The organism is Leeia aquatica (assembly GCF_012641365.1).
Classification (GTDB): domain Bacteria; phylum Pseudomonadota; class Gammaproteobacteria; order Burkholderiales; family Leeiaceae; genus Leeia; species Leeia aquatica.
In genome coordinates this window covers 1,598,635-1,614,977 of record NZ_JABAIM010000001.1, presented here as the reverse complement: position 1 = coordinate 1,614,977, position 16,343 = coordinate 1,598,635, and the positions used below count along the sequence as shown (strand labels likewise).

At 61.5% G+C, this 16,343-nt stretch carries 15 protein-coding genes; 5 read left to right on the top strand and 10 right to left on the bottom strand.

Going from position 1 to position 16,343, the window contains the following annotated elements; genetic code table 11:
* Nucleotides 1–5: 5 nt before the first annotated feature.
* From HF682_RS08305 to HF682_RS08285, 5 genes are all read right to left on the bottom strand, one after another.
* Nucleotides 6–1,130, bottom strand: a complete 1,125-nt coding sequence (locus HF682_RS08305; protein WP_168876709.1) for a Re/Si-specific NAD(P)(+) transhydrogenase subunit alpha — start codon at nt 1,128–1,130, stop codon at nt 6–8.
* A gap of 378 nt (nt 1,131–1,508) precedes the next feature.
* Nucleotides 1,509–2,306 carry a sulfite exporter TauE/SafE family protein gene (locus tag HF682_RS08300; RefSeq protein ID WP_168876708.1) on the bottom strand — a complete coding sequence of 266 codons (798 nt, stop codon included), beginning with the start codon at nt 2,304–2,306 and terminating at the stop codon, nt 1,509–1,511.
* Nucleotides 2,303–2,719: a DUF6691 family protein gene (locus tag HF682_RS08295; RefSeq protein WP_168876707.1), complete on the bottom strand. Its 417-nt coding sequence runs from the start codon at nt 2,717–2,719 to the stop codon at nt 2,303–2,305. Before HF682_RS08295 ends, HF682_RS08300 begins: the two co-directional genes overlap by 4 nt.
* A gap of 9 nt (nt 2,720–2,728) precedes the next feature.
* Nucleotides 2,729–3,157 (bottom strand): YeeE/YedE family protein, encoded by a 429-nt coding sequence (locus HF682_RS08290; protein ID WP_168876706.1) that lies wholly within the window; start codon nt 3,155–3,157, stop codon nt 2,729–2,731.
* Complete coding sequence (locus tag HF682_RS08285) at nt 3,154–3,468, bottom strand: ArsR/SmtB family transcription factor (RefSeq protein ID WP_168876705.1); 315 nt, start codon at nt 3,466–3,468, stop codon at nt 3,154–3,156. The genes HF682_RS08290 and HF682_RS08285 overlap by 4 nt, the downstream gene beginning before the upstream one ends.
* 73 nt (nt 3,469–3,541) lie before the next feature.
* Between HF682_RS08285 and HF682_RS08280 the strand changes: the two genes are divergently transcribed.
* Entirely contained in the window at nt 3,542–4,402 is an 861-nt protein-coding gene (locus HF682_RS08280; RefSeq protein WP_168876704.1) for an MBL fold metallo-hydrolase, read from the top strand.
* A gap of 209 nt (nt 4,403–4,611) precedes the next feature.
* Nucleotides 4,612–5,364 (top strand): hypothetical protein, encoded by a 753-nt coding sequence (locus tag HF682_RS08275; RefSeq protein WP_168876703.1) that lies wholly within the window; start codon nt 4,612–4,614, stop codon nt 5,362–5,364.
* Nucleotides 5,365–5,491: 127 nt separating this feature from the next.
* Here HF682_RS08275 and HF682_RS08270 read toward each other — a convergent pair whose 3' ends face one another.
* Nucleotides 5,492–6,925 carry a M1 family aminopeptidase gene (locus HF682_RS08270; RefSeq protein ID WP_168876702.1) on the bottom strand — a complete coding sequence of 478 codons (1,434 nt, stop codon included), beginning with the start codon at nt 6,923–6,925 and terminating at the stop codon, nt 5,492–5,494.
* 410 nt (nt 6,926–7,335) lie between these two features.
* Complete coding sequence (gene rtcR / locus HF682_RS08265) at nt 7,336–8,943, bottom strand: RNA repair transcriptional activator RtcR (RefSeq protein ID WP_168876701.1); 1,608 nt, start codon at nt 8,941–8,943, stop codon at nt 7,336–7,338.
* 275 nt (nt 8,944–9,218) lie between these two features.
* On the opposite strand from rtcR, the gene HF682_RS08260 reads away from it, so the two are divergent.
* The 3 genes from HF682_RS08260 to rtcA all read left to right on the top strand — a co-directional run bounded on the left by HF682_RS08260 (nt 9,219) and on the right by rtcA (nt 12,387).
* Nucleotides 9,219–10,442 (top strand): RtcB family protein, encoded by a 1,224-nt coding sequence (locus HF682_RS08260; protein ID WP_205881941.1) that lies wholly within the window; start codon nt 9,219–9,221, stop codon nt 10,440–10,442.
* Nucleotides 10,443–10,504: 62 nt separating this feature from the next.
* Nucleotides 10,505–11,323, top strand: coding sequence for a nucleotidyltransferase domain-containing protein (locus HF682_RS08255; RefSeq protein ID WP_168876700.1), 819 nt, complete (start codon nt 10,505–10,507; stop codon nt 11,321–11,323).
* Nucleotides 11,324–11,340: 17 nt separating this feature from the next.
* Nucleotides 11,341–12,387: an RNA 3'-terminal phosphate cyclase gene (gene rtcA, locus HF682_RS08250; RefSeq protein ID WP_168876699.1), complete on the top strand. Its 1,047-nt coding sequence runs from the start codon at nt 11,341–11,343 to the stop codon at nt 12,385–12,387.
* 10 nt (nt 12,388–12,397) lie between these two features.
* Here the strand turns inward: rtcA and HF682_RS08245 are convergent, their stop codons facing one another.
* The 3 genes from HF682_RS08245 to HF682_RS08235 all read right to left on the bottom strand — a co-directional run bounded on the left by HF682_RS08245 (nt 12,398) and on the right by HF682_RS08235 (nt 16,342).
* Entirely contained in the window at nt 12,398–13,681 is a 1,284-nt protein-coding gene (locus tag HF682_RS08245; protein WP_168876698.1) for a tetratricopeptide repeat protein, read from the bottom strand.
* A 108-nt stretch (nt 13,682–13,789) separates the two neighbouring features.
* On the bottom strand, nt 13,790–14,914 hold the full coding sequence (gcvT, locus tag HF682_RS08240; protein ID WP_168876697.1) for a glycine cleavage system aminomethyltransferase GcvT: 1,125 nt from the start codon (nt 14,912–14,914) through the stop codon (nt 13,790–13,792).
* A gap of 27 nt (nt 14,915–14,941) precedes the next feature.
* Nucleotides 14,942–16,342 (bottom strand): L-serine ammonia-lyase, encoded by a 1,401-nt coding sequence (locus tag HF682_RS08235; protein WP_168876696.1) that lies wholly within the window; start codon nt 16,340–16,342, stop codon nt 14,942–14,944.
* Nucleotide 16,343 lies beyond the last annotated feature (1 nt).

Genomic DNA, 16,343 nt, shown 5'->3' with positions numbered 1-16,343 from the left:
CTCCTTTATTGGGCAGCAGGCTGGCCAAACCGCACCTGCCCGTCGGCGACCACCAGAGTGGCCTTGACCAGTTCATCATCAGGGTTGAGTTGCAGACCGTGCTCCTTGTCCAGCATCGGCAGCAGGAAATTGAGCAGGTTGCGGGCGTACAGCGCCGAAGCGTCCGCCGCCACCAGACCGGCAATGTTGCGGGTGCCGATCAGGGTGACGCCGCGCTCGGTGGTCACCACCTCGCCGTCGACTGTGCCCTCGATATTGCCGCCGCTCTCAGCCGCCAGATCGACCAGCACCGCGCCGGACTTCATGGCGGCGACGGTCGCGGCTTTGATCAGCACCGGCGCCGGGCGCCCCGGAATCAATGCCGTGCTGATTACCATATCTGCCTGGCAGGCGCGCTCGTGGATCAGTTCGGCCTGCCGCGCCTTGTATTCGTCGGACATCTCGCGGGCATAGCCACCGGCGGCATCGCCGGATTCTTCCACCGGTACTTCCACAAAGCGTGCGCCAAGGGATTCCACCTGCTCCTTGGCGGCGCGGCGCACGTCAAACGCTTCCACCACAGCGCCCAGCCGCTTGGCGGTGGCGATGGCCTGCAGGCCAGCCACCCCGGCACCAAGTACCAGCACACGGGCGGCCTTGACCGTACCGGCAGCGGTCATCAACATCGGGATGAAGCGACCGTAATACTGGCTGGCCAGCAGCACTGCGCGATAACCGGCAATATTGGCCTGGCTGGACAGCACGTCCATGCTTTGTGCGCGGGTAATGCGTGGCATCAGCTCCATGGCCAGCACCGAGAGCCCAGCCCGGGCGTAGTCCGGCAACAAGGGGTTCTTGTGCGGATGCACGATGCTGAGAACGGCGCAGCCCGGATTGAGCTGAGCTAGCTCATCCGCGCTCGGTGCTTGCACCTTGAGCAGGATCTGCGCCTGACGCAGCACGCTGCTGCTGTCGTCCAGCAGCTCGGCACCCGCCTGGGCATAGTCGTCGTCCAGAATGCTGGAAGCGCGGCCTGCGCCCCGTTCGATGATCAGTTGCTGTCCGGCGGCCACCAGTTTCTTTACCGTTTCCGGTGTGGCGGCGACCCGCGGTTCGGACAGCGCGGTCTCCTTGATGATGCCGATGCGCATGATTCCCCTCTGCATGCGTGTTGACCCGATGCCGGCTACCTTTGTCTCCGGCACTGCCTGATGCAGTGAACCGCAACTGCATCTTGCCCCTTGAACAGACCACACTATGACACAGTCGTCTGCTGCTGTTACCCGTCCGACCGACCTGTTGTGGTGAACGTGGGTTTAATACAACTTGATGAAAATGAAAGGAAATTCCGCATGGCGGGCGGCGGCGCATGGGTGACACGCGCTGCGGTCTTGCCATGTTGCTTGCGTAACTGCCCAAGGGATGACGGGCAGTGATTTGCTCAAGCGTTTGCTTGAATTTGTTGCGTTGCACGATATTGCAACAAATTGTGCAGCTTGAAAAGGGCTTTTTTGTGACAGGGGGAAGGGTCAGCCGTGCAGGCTGAGGTAGAGCATGCGGCTGGCGACCAGCAACAGTACGCCGGCAAAGGACAGCTGCACGGTGCGAATCGGCAGATAGCGTGACAACACGCGGCCAACGACCATGCCGATGACGACACTTCCGGCAAATGCAGCCACAAACGGCGTCCATTCAACCCGGCCATGCCACCAGGCCACCAGCGCGCCGCTACTGCTGATCAGGGCAACCACCATCAAGGAGGTGGCAATGACACCGCGCAGCGAGAGCTCGGTGAGGCGTTGCAGCAGGGGCACCATGATGAAGCCGCCGCCCACCCCCAGCAAGCCAGACAGAAAGCCAGTCAGCGCACCTACGGAGCCCAGCATGAGGGCGGTAGGCCCAGTCCAGACAAAGCGACCCGTACCCTGACGAATGCAGCCCACACCGGGCAGCCACAGGTCGTCAGCGTGATCTTGCTGGCGGCGCAGCATCATGCGCAGGGCCACCAGCAGCATGATGGCTGCAAACAGCCCGGTTAGCAGTCGGGCAGGCAGCAGGCTGGCCCAGTGCTGTCCTACGGGGGTGAACGGTGCACCGCACACGGCCATCAGCAAGGCGGCGCGGTAGCGCACCAAACCTTGTCGCAACCCCTCCAGGGTGCCAACACTGGCACCGCTGGCAACCGCAATCAGAGCAATCGGGGCGGCCTGTGGCAGGCTCCAGCCCATGCTGGCCATCAGGGCGGGTACCGCCAGGATGCCGCCGCCAGCCCCGGTCAGGCCGAGGATGGCCCCGATCATCAGGCCCAGCAGCAGCGCAGTACTCATGCGCGACGCCGCCACAGATCATGCAGCAGCATGCCTGCCAGCATGGCGGCGACAAACCACAGCGCGTCGCTTGCACCGCTGCCGAGCAATACCACAGCCGGGCCAGGACAAATACCGGTCAGCCCCCAGCCTATGCCGAACAGTACGGCACCGAGCAGCAAAGGGCGATCAATCTGCCGTGCCGTGGGGAGCTGGGCGGGGTCGCCCAGCAGCGTACGTCCGCGACGGCGCACCCACAGATAGCCCACGGCGGAGACACCGATGGCGCTGATCATCACCAGGATCAGTGAAGGGTCCCAAAGCCCGGCCAGATCCAGGAAGGCCAGCACCTTGGCCGGATTGGCCAGGCCGGCCAGAATCAGACCCAGGCCAAATATCAGGCCGCTCAGGGCTGCAAGTAACAGTCGCAACATGTGATGTTCCTAGAGCAGATGGCGCAGAAGAAAGGCTGTCAGGAAACCGGCAGCCATGAAGGTGAGGGTGGCTGCCAGCGAGCGGGGAGAGAGGCGTGACAAGCCACATACGGCATGGCCACTGGTGCAGCCAGAGCCCATGCGGGTGCCCACCCCCACCAAGAGCCCGGCGATCAGCAGCATGGCCTTGCTGGTGCCGAGTGTGATGACGGGCAGTGGTGAGTGCAGTTGCCAAAGCACCGGTGACATCAGCAAGCTGGCGGTAAACGCCAGCCGCCATGGCCATTCTCCACGCTGAGGCAATAGCAGGCCGGCGATGATGCCGCTGATGCCTGCAATGCGACCGAGTGACAGCAGCAGCATGGCGGCTGCCAGGCCAATCAACAGCCCGCCCATCAAGGCGCTCCACGGCGTGAAGTGTGGCCAGTCTATACTCATGTGGAGTCTCCTTGTGGGGCAGGGCAATAGCGCTGGTACAGCAGCTGCAGGATAGCCAGCGCAGTTTCATCCACCACCTGATAGTAGATGCGCTTACCCTCGCGGCGAGTCTGTACCAGTCCCTTTTGCCGCAGGATGCCCAGCTGTTGCGACAAAGTGGGCTGGCGGATCCCTGTCAGGGCTTCCAGTTCGCTGACCGAGCGTTCGCCTTGGCTAAGCTGGCACAGCAGTAGCAAGCGGTCATCATTGGCGAGGGCTCGCAACAGTTGGCCGGCTTCCTGTGCGGCATGCTGCAGTAGGGCAATATCCATGGTGTTTACAATTTACTTTAAAACATTATATAAAAATGTATAATTAAAGTCAATATACAAGGAGTAAACTACCATGAATCCTAGAATTGAGCCGTTCCATGATGCGGTAACCGGCACCATCAGCTATGTGGTGTACGACCAGCCGGGCGGCCATGCGGTGGTGATCGACCCGGTGCTGGATTTTGACCCGCCCGGCGCACGCATCCGGACCGACAGTGTGCAAGCAGTGGCTGATTTCTTGAGCCAAAAGCACCTGCAACTGGTCTGGATTCTGGAAACGCATGCCCATGCCGATCACCTTTCTGCAGCGCAATGGCTGAAGCAGCGCTTTGGCGGCAAGGTGGCGATTGGCGAGCACATTCGTACCGTCCAGGCGCTGTTCAAGCCGGTGTTCAATCTGGGCGCTTCGTTCCCCGCTGACGGCAGCCCCTTCGACGCCCTGTTGCAGGATGGGGAAGTCCTGGCTGCTGGCGGGCTGCAGGTCGAGGTGCTGGCGGTGCCGGGTCATACCCCGGCAGATGTCGCTTACCGCATCGGTGATGCCGTATTCGTGGGTGACACCCTGTTCATGCCGGATGTCGGCACCGCACGCTGCGATTTCCCCGGTGGTGACGCCCACCAGCTCTACCACTCCATCCATAAACTGCTGGCCTTGCCGGATACCACCCGGCTATTCATGTGCCATGACTACCCGCCTACTGATCGCGCTGCGGCGTGGGAAAGTACGGTGGCCGCACAGCGGCAGTACAACCTGCACATTGGCAACGGCGTGGACGAAGCCACCTTTGTCGCCCGTCGCCAGGCCCGCGACGCCACCCTGCAGCCCCCCAATCTGCTGCTGCCTTCCATTCAAGTCAACATCCGCGCCGGACACCTGCCTCCAGCCGATGACAATGGCCGCCACTACCTGAAGCTGCCAATCAGTGGGGTGTAGTGGTGTGCTAGCGCATCAGCTCCATTTACGCCGTTAGGCGACATCGCTGCGGCTTCTTTAAAGTGGCTGCCACTCACCGTTGTGCACTTGTGCTTGAGCTGGGGCAGCAAAGGTTGCTTCAGCTGGGTGCGTGGTATGGTCTCCTGTTGTGGTCCGGTTCAGCTTGAGGCCGTCATGATGACCGGGCATATCACAACAGGGAGCGTGCGATGCATGGATGGCGAGGCTGGGTACTGTGTCTGGGCTTGCTGTGCGGGCTGGCTGCCCGCGCAGCCGATGAGGATTTTCAGCGACTGGTGAATGACTACAAGGCGCTGGTGCGACGCGCCGAAGCTGCTAACTCGCCGGAGATGTTGCTGACAGCGGATGCGATCCAGAAAGTGGAAGTACTGACGGATCGTCGGCAACTGCAAGCGTTTGGTAGCACGACTGATGAGACATTGCTGCTGTGGGAACGACAAATACAGCTGGCAGAGTTGGGGGAGCTGCTTCTCCACTTCAAACCGGTACAGGCGAATGGCAAGCCGGATGTCATGGCCAATGTACGCAAGTTGAGTGATCCATTGGGCAGGCTAAACGCGTACCTTGTGCGGTTTCTTGCCAAGGAACAGGACTACTATGATGCAGAATTGCGACGCAGCTCGATTGACAGTCTTTCCGACAAGGATTGGACGCGTGCCGATAAGCAAAGTAACGACAACGTATCGCTCTTGACACTCGCTTTAGGAGCCACAGCCGACCTGCCTGGCAAGGCAAACCAGTACAGGATGGCTGAGGCCTTGGTGGAGGCCGGTCCCAGTGTGCTGGGGGCGATGCGCCCTGGACAGCGCAAGCGCTTGCTGAATAGCCTGGATGTGACGTATAGCAAGGTGGACCCCATGGTGAGGCCACCACTCGACAGATTCCGGCAACTGTTGATGTCCCGGGAGTGCGTGAAGTTCTGCGCGGTTTTAAGCCAGTAGGAACATCGCCACGCGATACCCAGCGCTGCAAATCCAACCGCGGCGGATAGGCATGCGGGAGCTGCATTGTAGGTGCTACCCCTCAGGCCGCGCACCCGTATGGGTGCACAGCCAGAGGGGGGCGGATTCAGGGAGTGAAGGCAGCCTCGGTGACTTTGGCTGAGAAATACTTGCGGATGAACGCCTGTTTGCTGGCGCGGGTACCGGGCAGGTCACGGATGACCTGCCTGAGGAAGGGGAGGGTTTGTGAGAGCTGGCCAGACTGTGCTGCGACATGGCGCTTGATCGCTGCGTAGTAGGCTTGCTCGCCCATTTGCTGTTTTAGCGCGTCGTGGAACAGCGCGCCCTGGCGGTAGAGGACGGAGTAGCTGTGCTCATCATCCTTATAGGCATAGAGGGTCGAATTCAGCGGCAGGTAACCGTATTGCTTGCGGCCTTCCTCGAAGTAATCCTTCACCTTCTTTTGCCAGATGGCAGGAAACGGACCCGGCATGATGGATTTGACATACTGGTAGCCCATATAGGTAGCCAGTGATTCATCCAGCCAGGCTTCGTTGATCTGGTCATTACCAACCAGCCAGTAAAACCACATGTGGTAGGTTTCGTGGGCGATCAGGTACTTGAAGTACTGCAGATCCTTGAGGCTGTAGTCCCCGCTGGCAATCACAAACAGTGAGGAATATTCCTGCCCACCCCCTTCCGGATCCCAGCCTTCGGCAATGGTCAGTGTAGGGTAGGGGTAGGCGCCAAGATGGGTGTTGCCCCACGCCAGTGCATCGACAGTGGTCTTGAGAACTTCCTCTGCCTCGGCTTGCTGCTGGGGCAGGTAGTAAGAGAAGATCGTGGTAGGGCCGAGCTTGCGGCTGCTGACCTGATAGTCTTCTGACATCAGGATGGCAAATTCGCGCATGCGCTTGCCTTGCAGGGTCAGATTGACACTGGAGCCCTGCTCGGTTCGCGCAGATTGCATGCCACTGCTGGCCACTTTCAATGCGCTTGAGGTGTGGTTGACGGTGAGCTTGATCTGGTAATCCGAGGCCTCCATGAAGAAGGCATCACCCGTATCAATGTAGCGGTCTTGCGGCCAGCCTGCCTCTGTGGCGCGCTTGACGGTGGGTAGCCAGTTGCCAAGGTGCAGGATGTGCTGGTTGCGTCCCAGCCGCAGGTCCACCTTGTCCTGCAGGGCCAGCGCATAGTTGAGCTGTACCTCGACGCTCTCGCCGGGCTTGAGGGCCTTGGGCAACGTGACATCTAGCCCGCCATCCTGCTGGCCTTTGCCGAGGGTAGCGCGGCTGGTCTGGCCGTTGACACGGGCTTCCGACAGTTTGAATGCGCGATAGGGCTCTGCAGCGGCCACCACGGTGAAGGCCACCGTGCTGAGTGGTTGCTTGGTGCGATTGGTGTAATGCACGTTCTCTTTGACCGTGACGGTGGCGGCTTTGTAATCCACGGTCGCGTCAATGTCATAGCGGGTGCTGTCGGTCTGGGCCTGTAGAGGGGTTACCCCCAGTAACGCAGCCAAGGCGAACCCTGTCATGGTGATGCGGTGATGAAGCTTCAATTGTGGTGCTCCTCGTCTCATGGAGATGTGCTGCAGCGGAGCTGCAGCCTGGATGGCTTTTTGATCCATTCCATCTTGTTGCGTGACGCGTAGTCTGAGGCACGCTTCGTCACATACCCTGCGCCAGCTCATCATGCAGGTCGGCTGATGCCTGTCAGGTTGCGAGGACAGGCTGCACAAGAATCAGGCAGGCACGGGTCATGCCATGGAAGCAAACGGCATGGTCAGTAACAAGCGAGGCGTCACATCCCAATACAGGCATGTCGCTTTCACATGCAGGGACTTGCTGATAGCCTCAGGCGCTTTGGCTGCCTTTAGGGAAAGCGCGTATCAACGCATGATATTGGGGTGGGTTTGGGCATGCGGTGCCGGCCAAGAAGGCGTGCCTGTGTGAAGAAGGGCGGGCGATATCATTTTCCCGCCATATCCCCCCACTGCAGGTCAAACCGTGCCAGGTATTTGCGCAGGCGGTCGGCGTCGTTGCTGCTCTTTTTGTCCTGGCGCGACTGGGCGAACAGTTGCCTCCCGGCGTCGGACAGGCTGCGGCTACGCTGGCAGATGTCCAGCACACTGTTCAGCTGTAGCCGGTCGAACAGATCGAGCTGATCCGCCGCGTCGCCCAGCAGGGCGTGGGCGCGGTCCTGCGCGTGTGTACCACCCCACATGAAGCGTAGCCGTGCCAGCTCATCTTCAACCACATCCAGGGTGATGCGGCCGGATTCGGCGAGCGTAGCCATGCGGGTGAGGGAGGCGGAGAGCTCGCGGAAATTACCCGGCCACTGCGCCTCGCTGCTGCAGGCGAAGCGCAGGTAGTGTTGGCGCGCTTCGCTGTTGAAGCGCACCTGATGCCCGGTTTCATCGGCCAGACGTGCCAGTTCAAAGTCGAGGTTGGGTTCGATGTCCTCGCGGCGGTCACGCAGGCCGGGCAGTGGCCAGGTCCACAGATTGATGCGGGCGAACAAGTCCTCGCGGAATTGCCCGTTGACGACCCGCTGGCGCAGGTCGCGGTGGGTGCCGGCAATCAGCTGGAAATCACTGGACACTTCGCGGTCACCGCCGAGCGGAAAGAAGCGCTTTTCCTCAATGGCCTTGAGCAGCATGGCCTGCTCGTCCAGGCCCAGTTCGCCAATCTCATCCAGAAACAGCAGCCCGCCATCGGCGGCCCGCAGCAGGCCAGCGCGTTCTTGCTGCGCACCAGTAAAGGCCCCTTTGACATGGCCGAACAGGGTGGACATGGCGCTGTCCCCACGCAGGGTGGCGCAGTTGACCTCGACAAAGCGCCCCTGCAGCTGGTGGCGGTTGCGCTTCAGCTCGTAGACCCGACGCGCCAGAAAGGATTTGCCTGCGCCGGTGGGGCCAATCAGCAGGATGGGTGCGGTGGAGCGCACAGCTACCCGTTCCAGTTGCTCGATCACCCGGTTGAAGGCGGCGTTGCGGGTGGCAATACCAGCTTTGAGGAAAGAGACCGTCTCGGCCTGCTCGCGCTGGAAACGGCTGGCGATCTGGTTGTAGCGGCTGAGATCGAGGTCGATGAGGCTGTATCTGCCCGGCGAGGATGCCGCCATGCCGCCACGCAGCTCGTCAGCCTTGCCGGGCGGTGAAGTCTGCACCAGTTGTGCAGGCAGGTAGCGGGCTTCGGTGAGCAGGAACCAGCAGATCTGAGCCACGTGGGTGCCGGTGGTGATGTGGACCAGATAGTCTTCCTGCTCGGTGTCGAAGGGATAGTGGCGGGCGAAGTCGTGTAGCGTGGTGTACACCTCTTCAAAGTCCCACGGGTCGCGCAGGTTAATTTCCGTGCGGCGTACCTCGGTTTCCGGCGAAACGGTGGCGATGTCGTTGATCAGGCGCGAGGCCAAGCCACGATCGCGTGTGCTGTGCAGCAGCTCCATCCGGTGTACCAGCAGCTCCGGGTGCTGGCACAGCGAGACGGTAGGCCTCCAGCGTTCCCAGCGCGAGCTGCCCTTGCCGCCGTTATCCAGCACCGTCCCCAGAAAACCGATGACCACCAAGCGCTTCATGATGGTAAAAATATATAAATAGCGATATATAAAGATAGCATTGATAAGGTTTTGTAAACAGGGAAAATCTTAATGATCAATGTGATGATGCTTGTAGTGCATTGATTTATATGGATTTAAACGAATATCTTTCTGCTGACGCCAAGGCTGGCACGGGCTTTGCAATAAGATGGGCATCCACCACACTGTGGTTACCGTGTTGACCCCCGCTGCCAGACGGGCAGCGGGGGTGGGGCCGGGAGGCCCGACACCTGATGTCAAAGAAGAGAGAAAACATGACGATGCAAAACGATGTACAACTGCTGGAAGTCGCCAACGGCAAGCCGGTGAAGATGTGGACGGTTGGCGTACCGGTGGAGCCGGAAGCGCGTGAGCAGCTTCAAATGACAGCACAGATGCCGTTCATCTTCCGCCATATGGCGGTGATGCCGGACGTGCACCTGGGTAAGGGTTCCACCATCGGTAGCGTGATCCCGACCCAGGGCGCCATTATCCCGGCCGCCGTGGGGGTGGATATCGGTTGCGGGATGATGGCGGTACGTACCAGCCTGACCGCGTCCGACCTGCCCGAGCAGCTGGGGCCACTGCGTAGCGCCATTGAACAGGCGGTGCCGCATGGCCGGACGCCAGGAGCACGTGATAAGGGGTCCTGGAATACGCCGCCGGAGACGGTGGATGCCATGTGGGCGTCCTTGCTGCCGGGCTTCAGCCGGATCACCGAAAAGTATCCGCGTTTGAAGAACACCAATAACCACAAGCATCTGGGAACGCTGGGAACCGGTAACCACTTCATTGAAGTGTGTCTGGATGAGGCTGACCGGGTGTGGTTCATGCTGCATAGCGGATCGCGCGGGGTGGGGAATGCCATTGGTAATCTGTTCATCGAACTGGCCCAGGCCGATATGCGTCAGCACATGGTGAACCTGCCGCACCGCGATCTGGCCTACTTCACCGAGGGTAGCCAGCACTTTGAGGATTATGTGGAAGCGGTGGGGTGGGCGCAGGATTACGCGCGCCGTAACCGTATGGTGATGATGCAGAACGTGATTGCCGCCGCCCGTGCGGTCATTACCAAGCCTTTCAGTGCGGAAGTGGAGGCGGTGAATTGCCACCACAACTATGTGCAGAAAGAAACCCACTTCGGGAATGAGATTCTGGTGACGCGAAAAGGGGCGGTATCGGCGCAGAAGGGGCAACTGGGGATCATTCCGGGCTCGATGGGGGCCAAGAGCTTTATCGTGCGCGGATTGGGTAACGAAGAAGCCTTCTGCTCTTGCAGCCACGGTGCGGGTCGAACCATGAGCCGTACCCAGGCCAAGAAGCGCTTTACCGTGGCGGACCAGATCGAGGCGACCGCCCACGTGGAATGCCGTAAGGATGAGGACGTGATCGACGAAATCCCGATGGCCTACAAGGACATCGACGCCGTGATGCACGCCCAGCGCAACCTGGTGGAAGTGGTGCATACCCTGCGCCAGGTGGTGTGTGTGAAAGGATAGGGCAAGCCGCTGCGACAGGCGGTTGCCGCAGGAGCGGGAATCGCCCGCAGTAAGGATGCAAGATGGACGTATTGTTTGCCCATCCCGTGGCAGAGGCTGTGCGGACACGGGTGGAGGCGGAATTGAGCCGGCTGGAGACCGAGCATCAGGTGACGGTGTTGTTTGCCTGTGAGTCAGGTAGCCGGGCCTGGGGCTTTGCCTCGCCGGACAGTGACTACGATGTGCGTTTTCTGTACGTACACCGGCTGCCGTGGTATCTGCAGGTCGAACTGGGGCGGGATGTGATCGAACGCCCGCTGGATGACGAGCTGGACGTGAGCGGCTGGGAGTTGCGCAAGGCACTGTACCTGCTGCGCCGCTCCAACCCGACCTTGCTGGAGTGGCTGGACTCGCCGGTGGTTTACCGGCAACAGTCGGCCTGGGTGGCACGTTTGCGCGCGCTGGCGCCGCAGTTTGCCGCACTGAGCAAGGTGCGTTATCACTACCTGGCGATGGCGCGGAAAAACTATCGCGGCTATCTGCGCGGCGAGCAGGTGCGCTACAAGAAGTATCTGTACGTGCTGCGCCCGCTGCTGGCGGTACGCTGGCTGGATATGGGCCTGGGGCTGCCCCCCATGCGTTTTGCCTCTCTGGTGCAGGCCACGGTGAAAGATCCGCAGCTGCTGGCGGAGATCAACGACCTGCTGGCTTTGAAAATGGCCGGTGATGAAGCGCTGACCGGGCCGCAACGCCCGGGCATGCAGCGCATGATCGAGCAGGAGCTGCTGCGTGCAGAGCACGGCGAGCCCCACTGGCGTCGCCCGGAGGGTAGCCGTTTGCTGCTGGATCAGTTATTACAGGAAACCGTCCTGCAGTGGGATATGTCCCATGGTGGGGCTTGAGGATCAGGAAAAAAGAAATGAATCAAACCATGAGTGTGACGCTGGATGGGGCCGCCGGTGAAGGTGGCGGCCAGATCCTGCGCAGCGCCCTGAGCCTGTCGATGATTACCGGCATCCCGTTCGTGATCGAGCGCATCCGTGCCCGGCGCAAGAAGCCGGGCCTGCTGCGCCAGCACCTTACGGCGGTGCAGGCGGCGCAGCAGGTATGTGGGGCGACCGTACAGGGGGCCGAGCTGGGTTCGTCCCGACTGCGTTTTGAGCCGGGACCGGTGCAGGGTGGGGAGTATCGTTTTGCCATTGGTACGGCGGGCAGCTGTACGCTGGTGCTGCAAACCGTGCTGCCTGCCTTGTGGTTTGCCCCGGAAGACAGCCGGATCACGGTGAGCGGGGGCACCCATAATCCGATGGCACCGCCTGCCGATTACTTGATCCGCAGCTGGCTGCCCTTGATGCGGCAATTGGGTGTGCAGACCGAGATCGAGCTGATCAGCCACGGCTTCTACCCGGCAGGCGGCGGTGAGGTGCGGGCACTCGTGACACCGGGCCGCCCGCAGGGGCGCTTGCAGCTGTTGCAGCGCGGTGTTTTGCAGCAAGTCGAGCTGGAGGCGCGGGTGGCGGATGTGCCGCTGGAGGTGGCGCAGCGTGAGCTGAGCGCCTTGTCACAGGCGTTAACCAGCCTGCAGCAGCCCTTGCACTGCCATAGCCGCCAGCTGCCTGCCCGTTTTGGTGCGGGCAATGTACTGCAAGTGGCGCTGTGCCATGAGCAGATCACGGCGCTGTTTGTGACCCTCGGTGAAAAAGGGGTGTCATCAGAGCGGGTGGCCGAACGGCTGGCGCGGGAGGTGCTCGCCTACCAGCAAGGCCGTGGTGTGGTCGATGAGCATCTGGCCGATCAGCTGATCTTGCCGATGGCGCTGGCGGGCGGTGGTGCTTTTGTCGCCAGTGTGGCCTCGGAACACCTGCGTACCAATATGCAGGTGATCGAGAAATTCCTGCCGGTGACGTTTGAGCTGTCGCCGCTGGCGGGGGACGACACTGCGGTGCAGGTCAGCGTGCTGACCTGAGCAGGCGAGGTCAGGCGGGCTTTAGCTTGTCCAGCACCGCCTGATAGCGTCGCGCGTCCTCGCACAGTGGTGAGGAGGGAAAGCGCTGCAGCAGGGTGGTGAGGAAGGCGCGGGCCAGGTCATCCTTGCGGTAATGCTCGCTGGCAATCTGCGCCGCCAGCCAGAAGCTGGCCGGAACATCCGGATGGGCGGGGTGGCGTTTGTCAAAGTGCGCCAGTAAGCCCATGGCCAGTTCCGGCTCTTTCTGGTTCCAGGCCGCTTGCGCCAGCGGCACCACCTGGCCAACTTCATCCGGCTGCCAGTCGGCATGCAGCTGGCGGACAAAGCGAAACAGGTCCATCGCAGCCGCACCCTGACCTTGCTCCAGCCATTGCCGCATCACCGGCCGCATATCGTGCGGCGCTTCCTTCGGCTGGGCCAGCCACAGCAGCTTTAACCAGCGCAAGCGATGGCCGGTGTGTGCAGGCTGCTCCGCCACCAGTGCGGCGGCCTTGTCCAGCGCGGCAGGCCAGTCCCCCAAAGCGACCAGTTGGCCTATCGCCGCGCGCTTTTGCTCGGCGGCGTCTGCGGCTTGGCGGGCGCTGCCATCCTGTGCGTCGTCAAAGCTGACCTCGACTTCCATGCCCAGCTCGCGGTGATACTGATACGCCACATAGCCAATCAGGTTGAACATCACCAGCGTGAAATACAGCAGGATAAAGGTGGCCAGTGCCAGTAGCAGCCACGGGCTGCGGATACCGCTCAGCAGGTTGGCAGCCGCCATGCAGCTGGAGGACAGCAGGGTCAGCAGACCCCACAGCCCCAAGTACGGCATGCCGATACGGTTGGCCACAAACCACAGGTCGCGCGGGTGGATGGCGCGGGAAAAGCGACCATTAATGGCCAGAATCAGCATGCTGGCGGGTAGGGCCACCTGCAGCAAGGTGGTGACAATAAAGCCGACAAAAGGGTTAAAGTTGTAAGCCAGCCCGCTCAACAGCCCATCCAGCAACAGAATGCCTGCAAGCTGATAGGGCCGGTCTTTTTCACCATGGCCGTTGGTGATGTCGAACTGGTCCACAGTGAGGCGACCCATGGCCGTCTGCTCCAGCACCTCGAAGGCATAGCGGATAAACACCACCAACCCTGTCAGCACCCCCAGCAGCACAATCAGGTTGGGCAGCAAGGGGATCAGCAGCATCGCCAGCGCAAACGCGCCAATCACCAGTAGCGACCAACCCTGCAGCGGAAACAGGAAGAATCGCGGCATGCGCTGCCAGAATGGGGTGATGCGTGCGCTCAGGATACGGGACATGGGGCCAGCACAAATACAGATGACTGCCCTGATGGTAACGGGAATGAGGGGGAATGAACAGCAAGACCCACCTTGGCATGCTGCGGCATGCCAAGGCGGGCAGGGTACTTAGCCGCGATAGTAGCGCTGCGGTACGAACGGGGTCTTGGCGACCTTCATCGGTACCCGCTTGCCGCGCACCAGCGCAAACACCGGGGTGTCTGCGGCAGCAAACGCGGTTTCCACGTAGGCCAGCGCCATCACGCCGCCCAGCGAGGGGCCGAAGCCACCGGAAGTCACCTTGCCGATCACGCGGCCTTCCGCGTCTACCAGTTCGGCACCTTCGCGCACCGGGGTTTTTTCCAGGCCCAGCAGACCTACGCGCTTCTTGCTGGCACCTTGCTCGATCTGCTGCAGGATGCGATCAGCGCCGGGGAAGCCGCCGGCACGGGCACCACCGGTGCGGCGCACCTTTTGCATCGCCCACAGCAGGCTGCCTTCCACCGGTGTGGTCTGAGTGTCGATGTCGTGACCGTACAGGCACAGCCCGGCTTCCAGACGCAGCGAATCGCGCGCGCCCAGCCCGATCGGGGCCACTTCCGGCTGTGCCAGCAGCAGACGGGCTACCTCGACCGCCTTGGCGTTCGGTACCGAGATTTCAAAGCCGTCTTCACCCGTGTAACCGGAGCGGGTGGCGAAGCACTCCACCCCGGCCAGCGTGATGCTGCGGGCGGTCATGAACACCCAGCTCTTGAAGTCCACCTCAGGCAGCAGGCGGGCCAGCGCGGTCGCGGCCTGCGGGCCTTGCAGCGCCAGCAGCGCGTGCTCGGACAGCTCCACGATGTCGCAACGCGAGCCGATGCGTTCACGCAGGTGGGCGGTATCCTGCACCTTGCAGCCCGCGTTCACCACCACGTACAGATGATCTCCGGCGTTGGTGATCATCAGGTCGTCCAGAATGCCACCTTGCTCATCGGTGAACAGGGCATAGCGCTGTTGGCCCGGCTGCAGGTCGATCACGTCCACCGGCACCAGCGTTTCCAGCGCGGCCGCTGCGTCCGCACCAAACAGCTTCAGCTGGCCCATGTGCGACACGTCAAACAGACCGGCTTGCTCACGGGTGTGCAGGTGCTCTTTCAGCACGCCCATCGGGTACTGCACCGGCATGGCATAACCGGCAAACGGCACCATCTTGGCGCCGAGCTCCAGATGCAGGTCGTTGAGGGCAGTGGTCAGCAGGGGGGTGTCACTCATCATGGCTCCTTGGGGTAGTGAGGCCCGTCAGCACTCGATCACGTTCACCGGCACTTCGATGACGTTGATGGCGAGGCCGCCGCGGGCGGTTTCCTTGTATTTCAGTTTCATGTCGGCGCCGGTATCGCGCATGGTCTTGATCACGCGGTCCAGCGATACAAAATGCTTGCCGTCACCGCGCAAAGCCATGCGGGCGGCGTTGATGGCCTTGATCGAGGCCATGGCATTGCGCTCGATGCACGGCACTTGCACCAGACCACCCACCGGGTCACAGGTCAGGCCCAGGTTGTGCTCCATGCCGATCTCGGCGGCATTTTCAGCTTGTTCCGGTGTGCCGCCCAGCACCTCGGCCAGTGCGCCTGCCGCCATGGAGCAGGCTGAACCGACTTCGCCCTGGCAGCCAACCTCTGCGCCAGAGATGGAGGCATTCTCCTTGTACAGGATGCCGATGGCTCCGGCGGTGAGCAGGAAGCGGACAATGCCGTCGTCGTTGGCGCCCGGCACAAAGCGGTGATAGTAATGCATCACCGCCGGGATGATCCCGGCTGCGCCATTGGTCGGTGCCGTGACCACACGACCACCGGCCGCATTTTCTTCGTTGACCGCCAGCGCGTACAGGTTCACCCAGTCCATCACCGTCAGCGGGTCCTGCATCGCCTGCTCCGGCTTGTTGCAGAGCTGGCGCTTCAGGTCAGCGGCGCGGCGCTTCACCTTCATGCCACCGGGCAGGATGCCCTCGGTTTCGCAACCGCGACGTACGCACTCCTGCATCACATTCCAGATTTGCAGCAGGCCGCTGCGTACCTCGGCTTCGCTGCGCCAGACCTGCTCATTGGCCAGCATGATGTCGGAGATGCGCAGGCCATGCGTCCGGCACAATTGCAGCAGCTCGTCGCCGGACTTGAACGGATAGGGCAGGCGGGTATCGTCCGCCTTCAGCAAATCCTTGCCCGCATTTTCCTCGTTGACCACAAAGCCGCCACCCACCGAGTAGTAGATCTTGGCGCGAATCAGTTCACCTGCTGCGTCATACGCTGCAAAGCGCATGCCGTTCGGGTGGTAGGGCAGGCTTTGCCGCTTGTAGAGGATCAGGTGTTCCTTTTCCACAAAGCGGATGGTGTGCGTCCCCATCAGCTTCACGGTGTCTTCGCTGCGGATGCGCTCCAGCTTGGCAGGAATGCTCTCTACATCCACCTGATCCGGCAGGTCGCCTTCCAGTCCGAGCAGCACAGCGGTATCGGAGCCGTGGCCCTTGCCAGTTGCACCCAGCGAACCGTACAGCTCGGCCTTGATGCTGTGCACGGTGTCCAGCAGACCGTCTTCCTGCAATACGCTGACAAAGCGCCACGCCGCCCGCATCGGGCCGACGGTGTGGGAAGAACTGGGACCGATGCCGATCTTGAACAGGTCAAATACGCTGATGGCCATG

Excerpts from the sequence above, each read along its gene's own strand:
- HF682_RS08280 (WP_168876704.1), top strand. The coding sequence starts at position 3,542 with ATGAATCCTAGAATTGAGCCGTTCCATGATGCGGTAACCGGCACCATC.
- HF682_RS08305 (WP_168876709.1), bottom strand. The coding sequence starts at position 1,130 with ATGCGCATCGGCATCATCAAGGAGACCGCGCTGTCCGAACCGCGGGTC.
- rtcR (WP_168876701.1), bottom strand. The coding sequence starts at position 8,943 with ATGAAGCGCTTGGTGGTCATCGGTTTTCTGGGGACGGTGCTGGATAAC.
- HF682_RS08295 (WP_168876707.1), bottom strand. The coding sequence starts at position 2,719 with ATGTTGCGACTGTTACTTGCAGCCCTGAGCGGCCTGATATTTGGCCTG.
- gcvT (WP_168876697.1), bottom strand. The coding sequence starts at position 14,914 with ATGAGTGACACCCCCCTGCTGACCACTGCCCTCAACGACCTGCATCTG.
- HF682_RS08245 (WP_168876698.1), bottom strand. The coding sequence starts at position 13,681 with ATGTCCCGTATCCTGAGCGCACGCATCACCCCATTCTGGCAGCGCATG.
- HF682_RS08275 (WP_168876703.1), top strand. The coding sequence starts at position 4,612 with ATGCATGGATGGCGAGGCTGGGTACTGTGTCTGGGCTTGCTGTGCGGG.
- rtcA (WP_168876699.1), top strand. The coding sequence starts at position 11,341 with ATGAATCAAACCATGAGTGTGACGCTGGATGGGGCCGCCGGTGAAGGT.
- HF682_RS08300 (WP_168876708.1), bottom strand. The coding sequence starts at position 2,306 with ATGAGTACTGCGCTGCTGCTGGGCCTGATGATCGGGGCCATCCTCGGC.
- HF682_RS08235 (WP_168876696.1), bottom strand. The coding sequence starts at position 16,342 with ATGGCCATCAGCGTATTTGACCTGTTCAAGATCGGCATCGGTCCCAGT.
- HF682_RS08290 (WP_168876706.1), bottom strand. The coding sequence starts at position 3,157 with ATGAGTATAGACTGGCCACACTTCACGCCGTGGAGCGCCTTGATGGGC.
- HF682_RS08285 (WP_168876705.1), bottom strand. The coding sequence starts at position 3,468 with ATGGATATTGCCCTACTGCAGCATGCCGCACAGGAAGCCGGCCAACTG.
- HF682_RS08260 (WP_205881941.1), top strand. The coding sequence starts at position 9,219 with ATGACGATGCAAAACGATGTACAACTGCTGGAAGTCGCCAACGGCAAG.
- HF682_RS08255 (WP_168876700.1), top strand. The coding sequence starts at position 10,505 with ATGGACGTATTGTTTGCCCATCCCGTGGCAGAGGCTGTGCGGACACGG.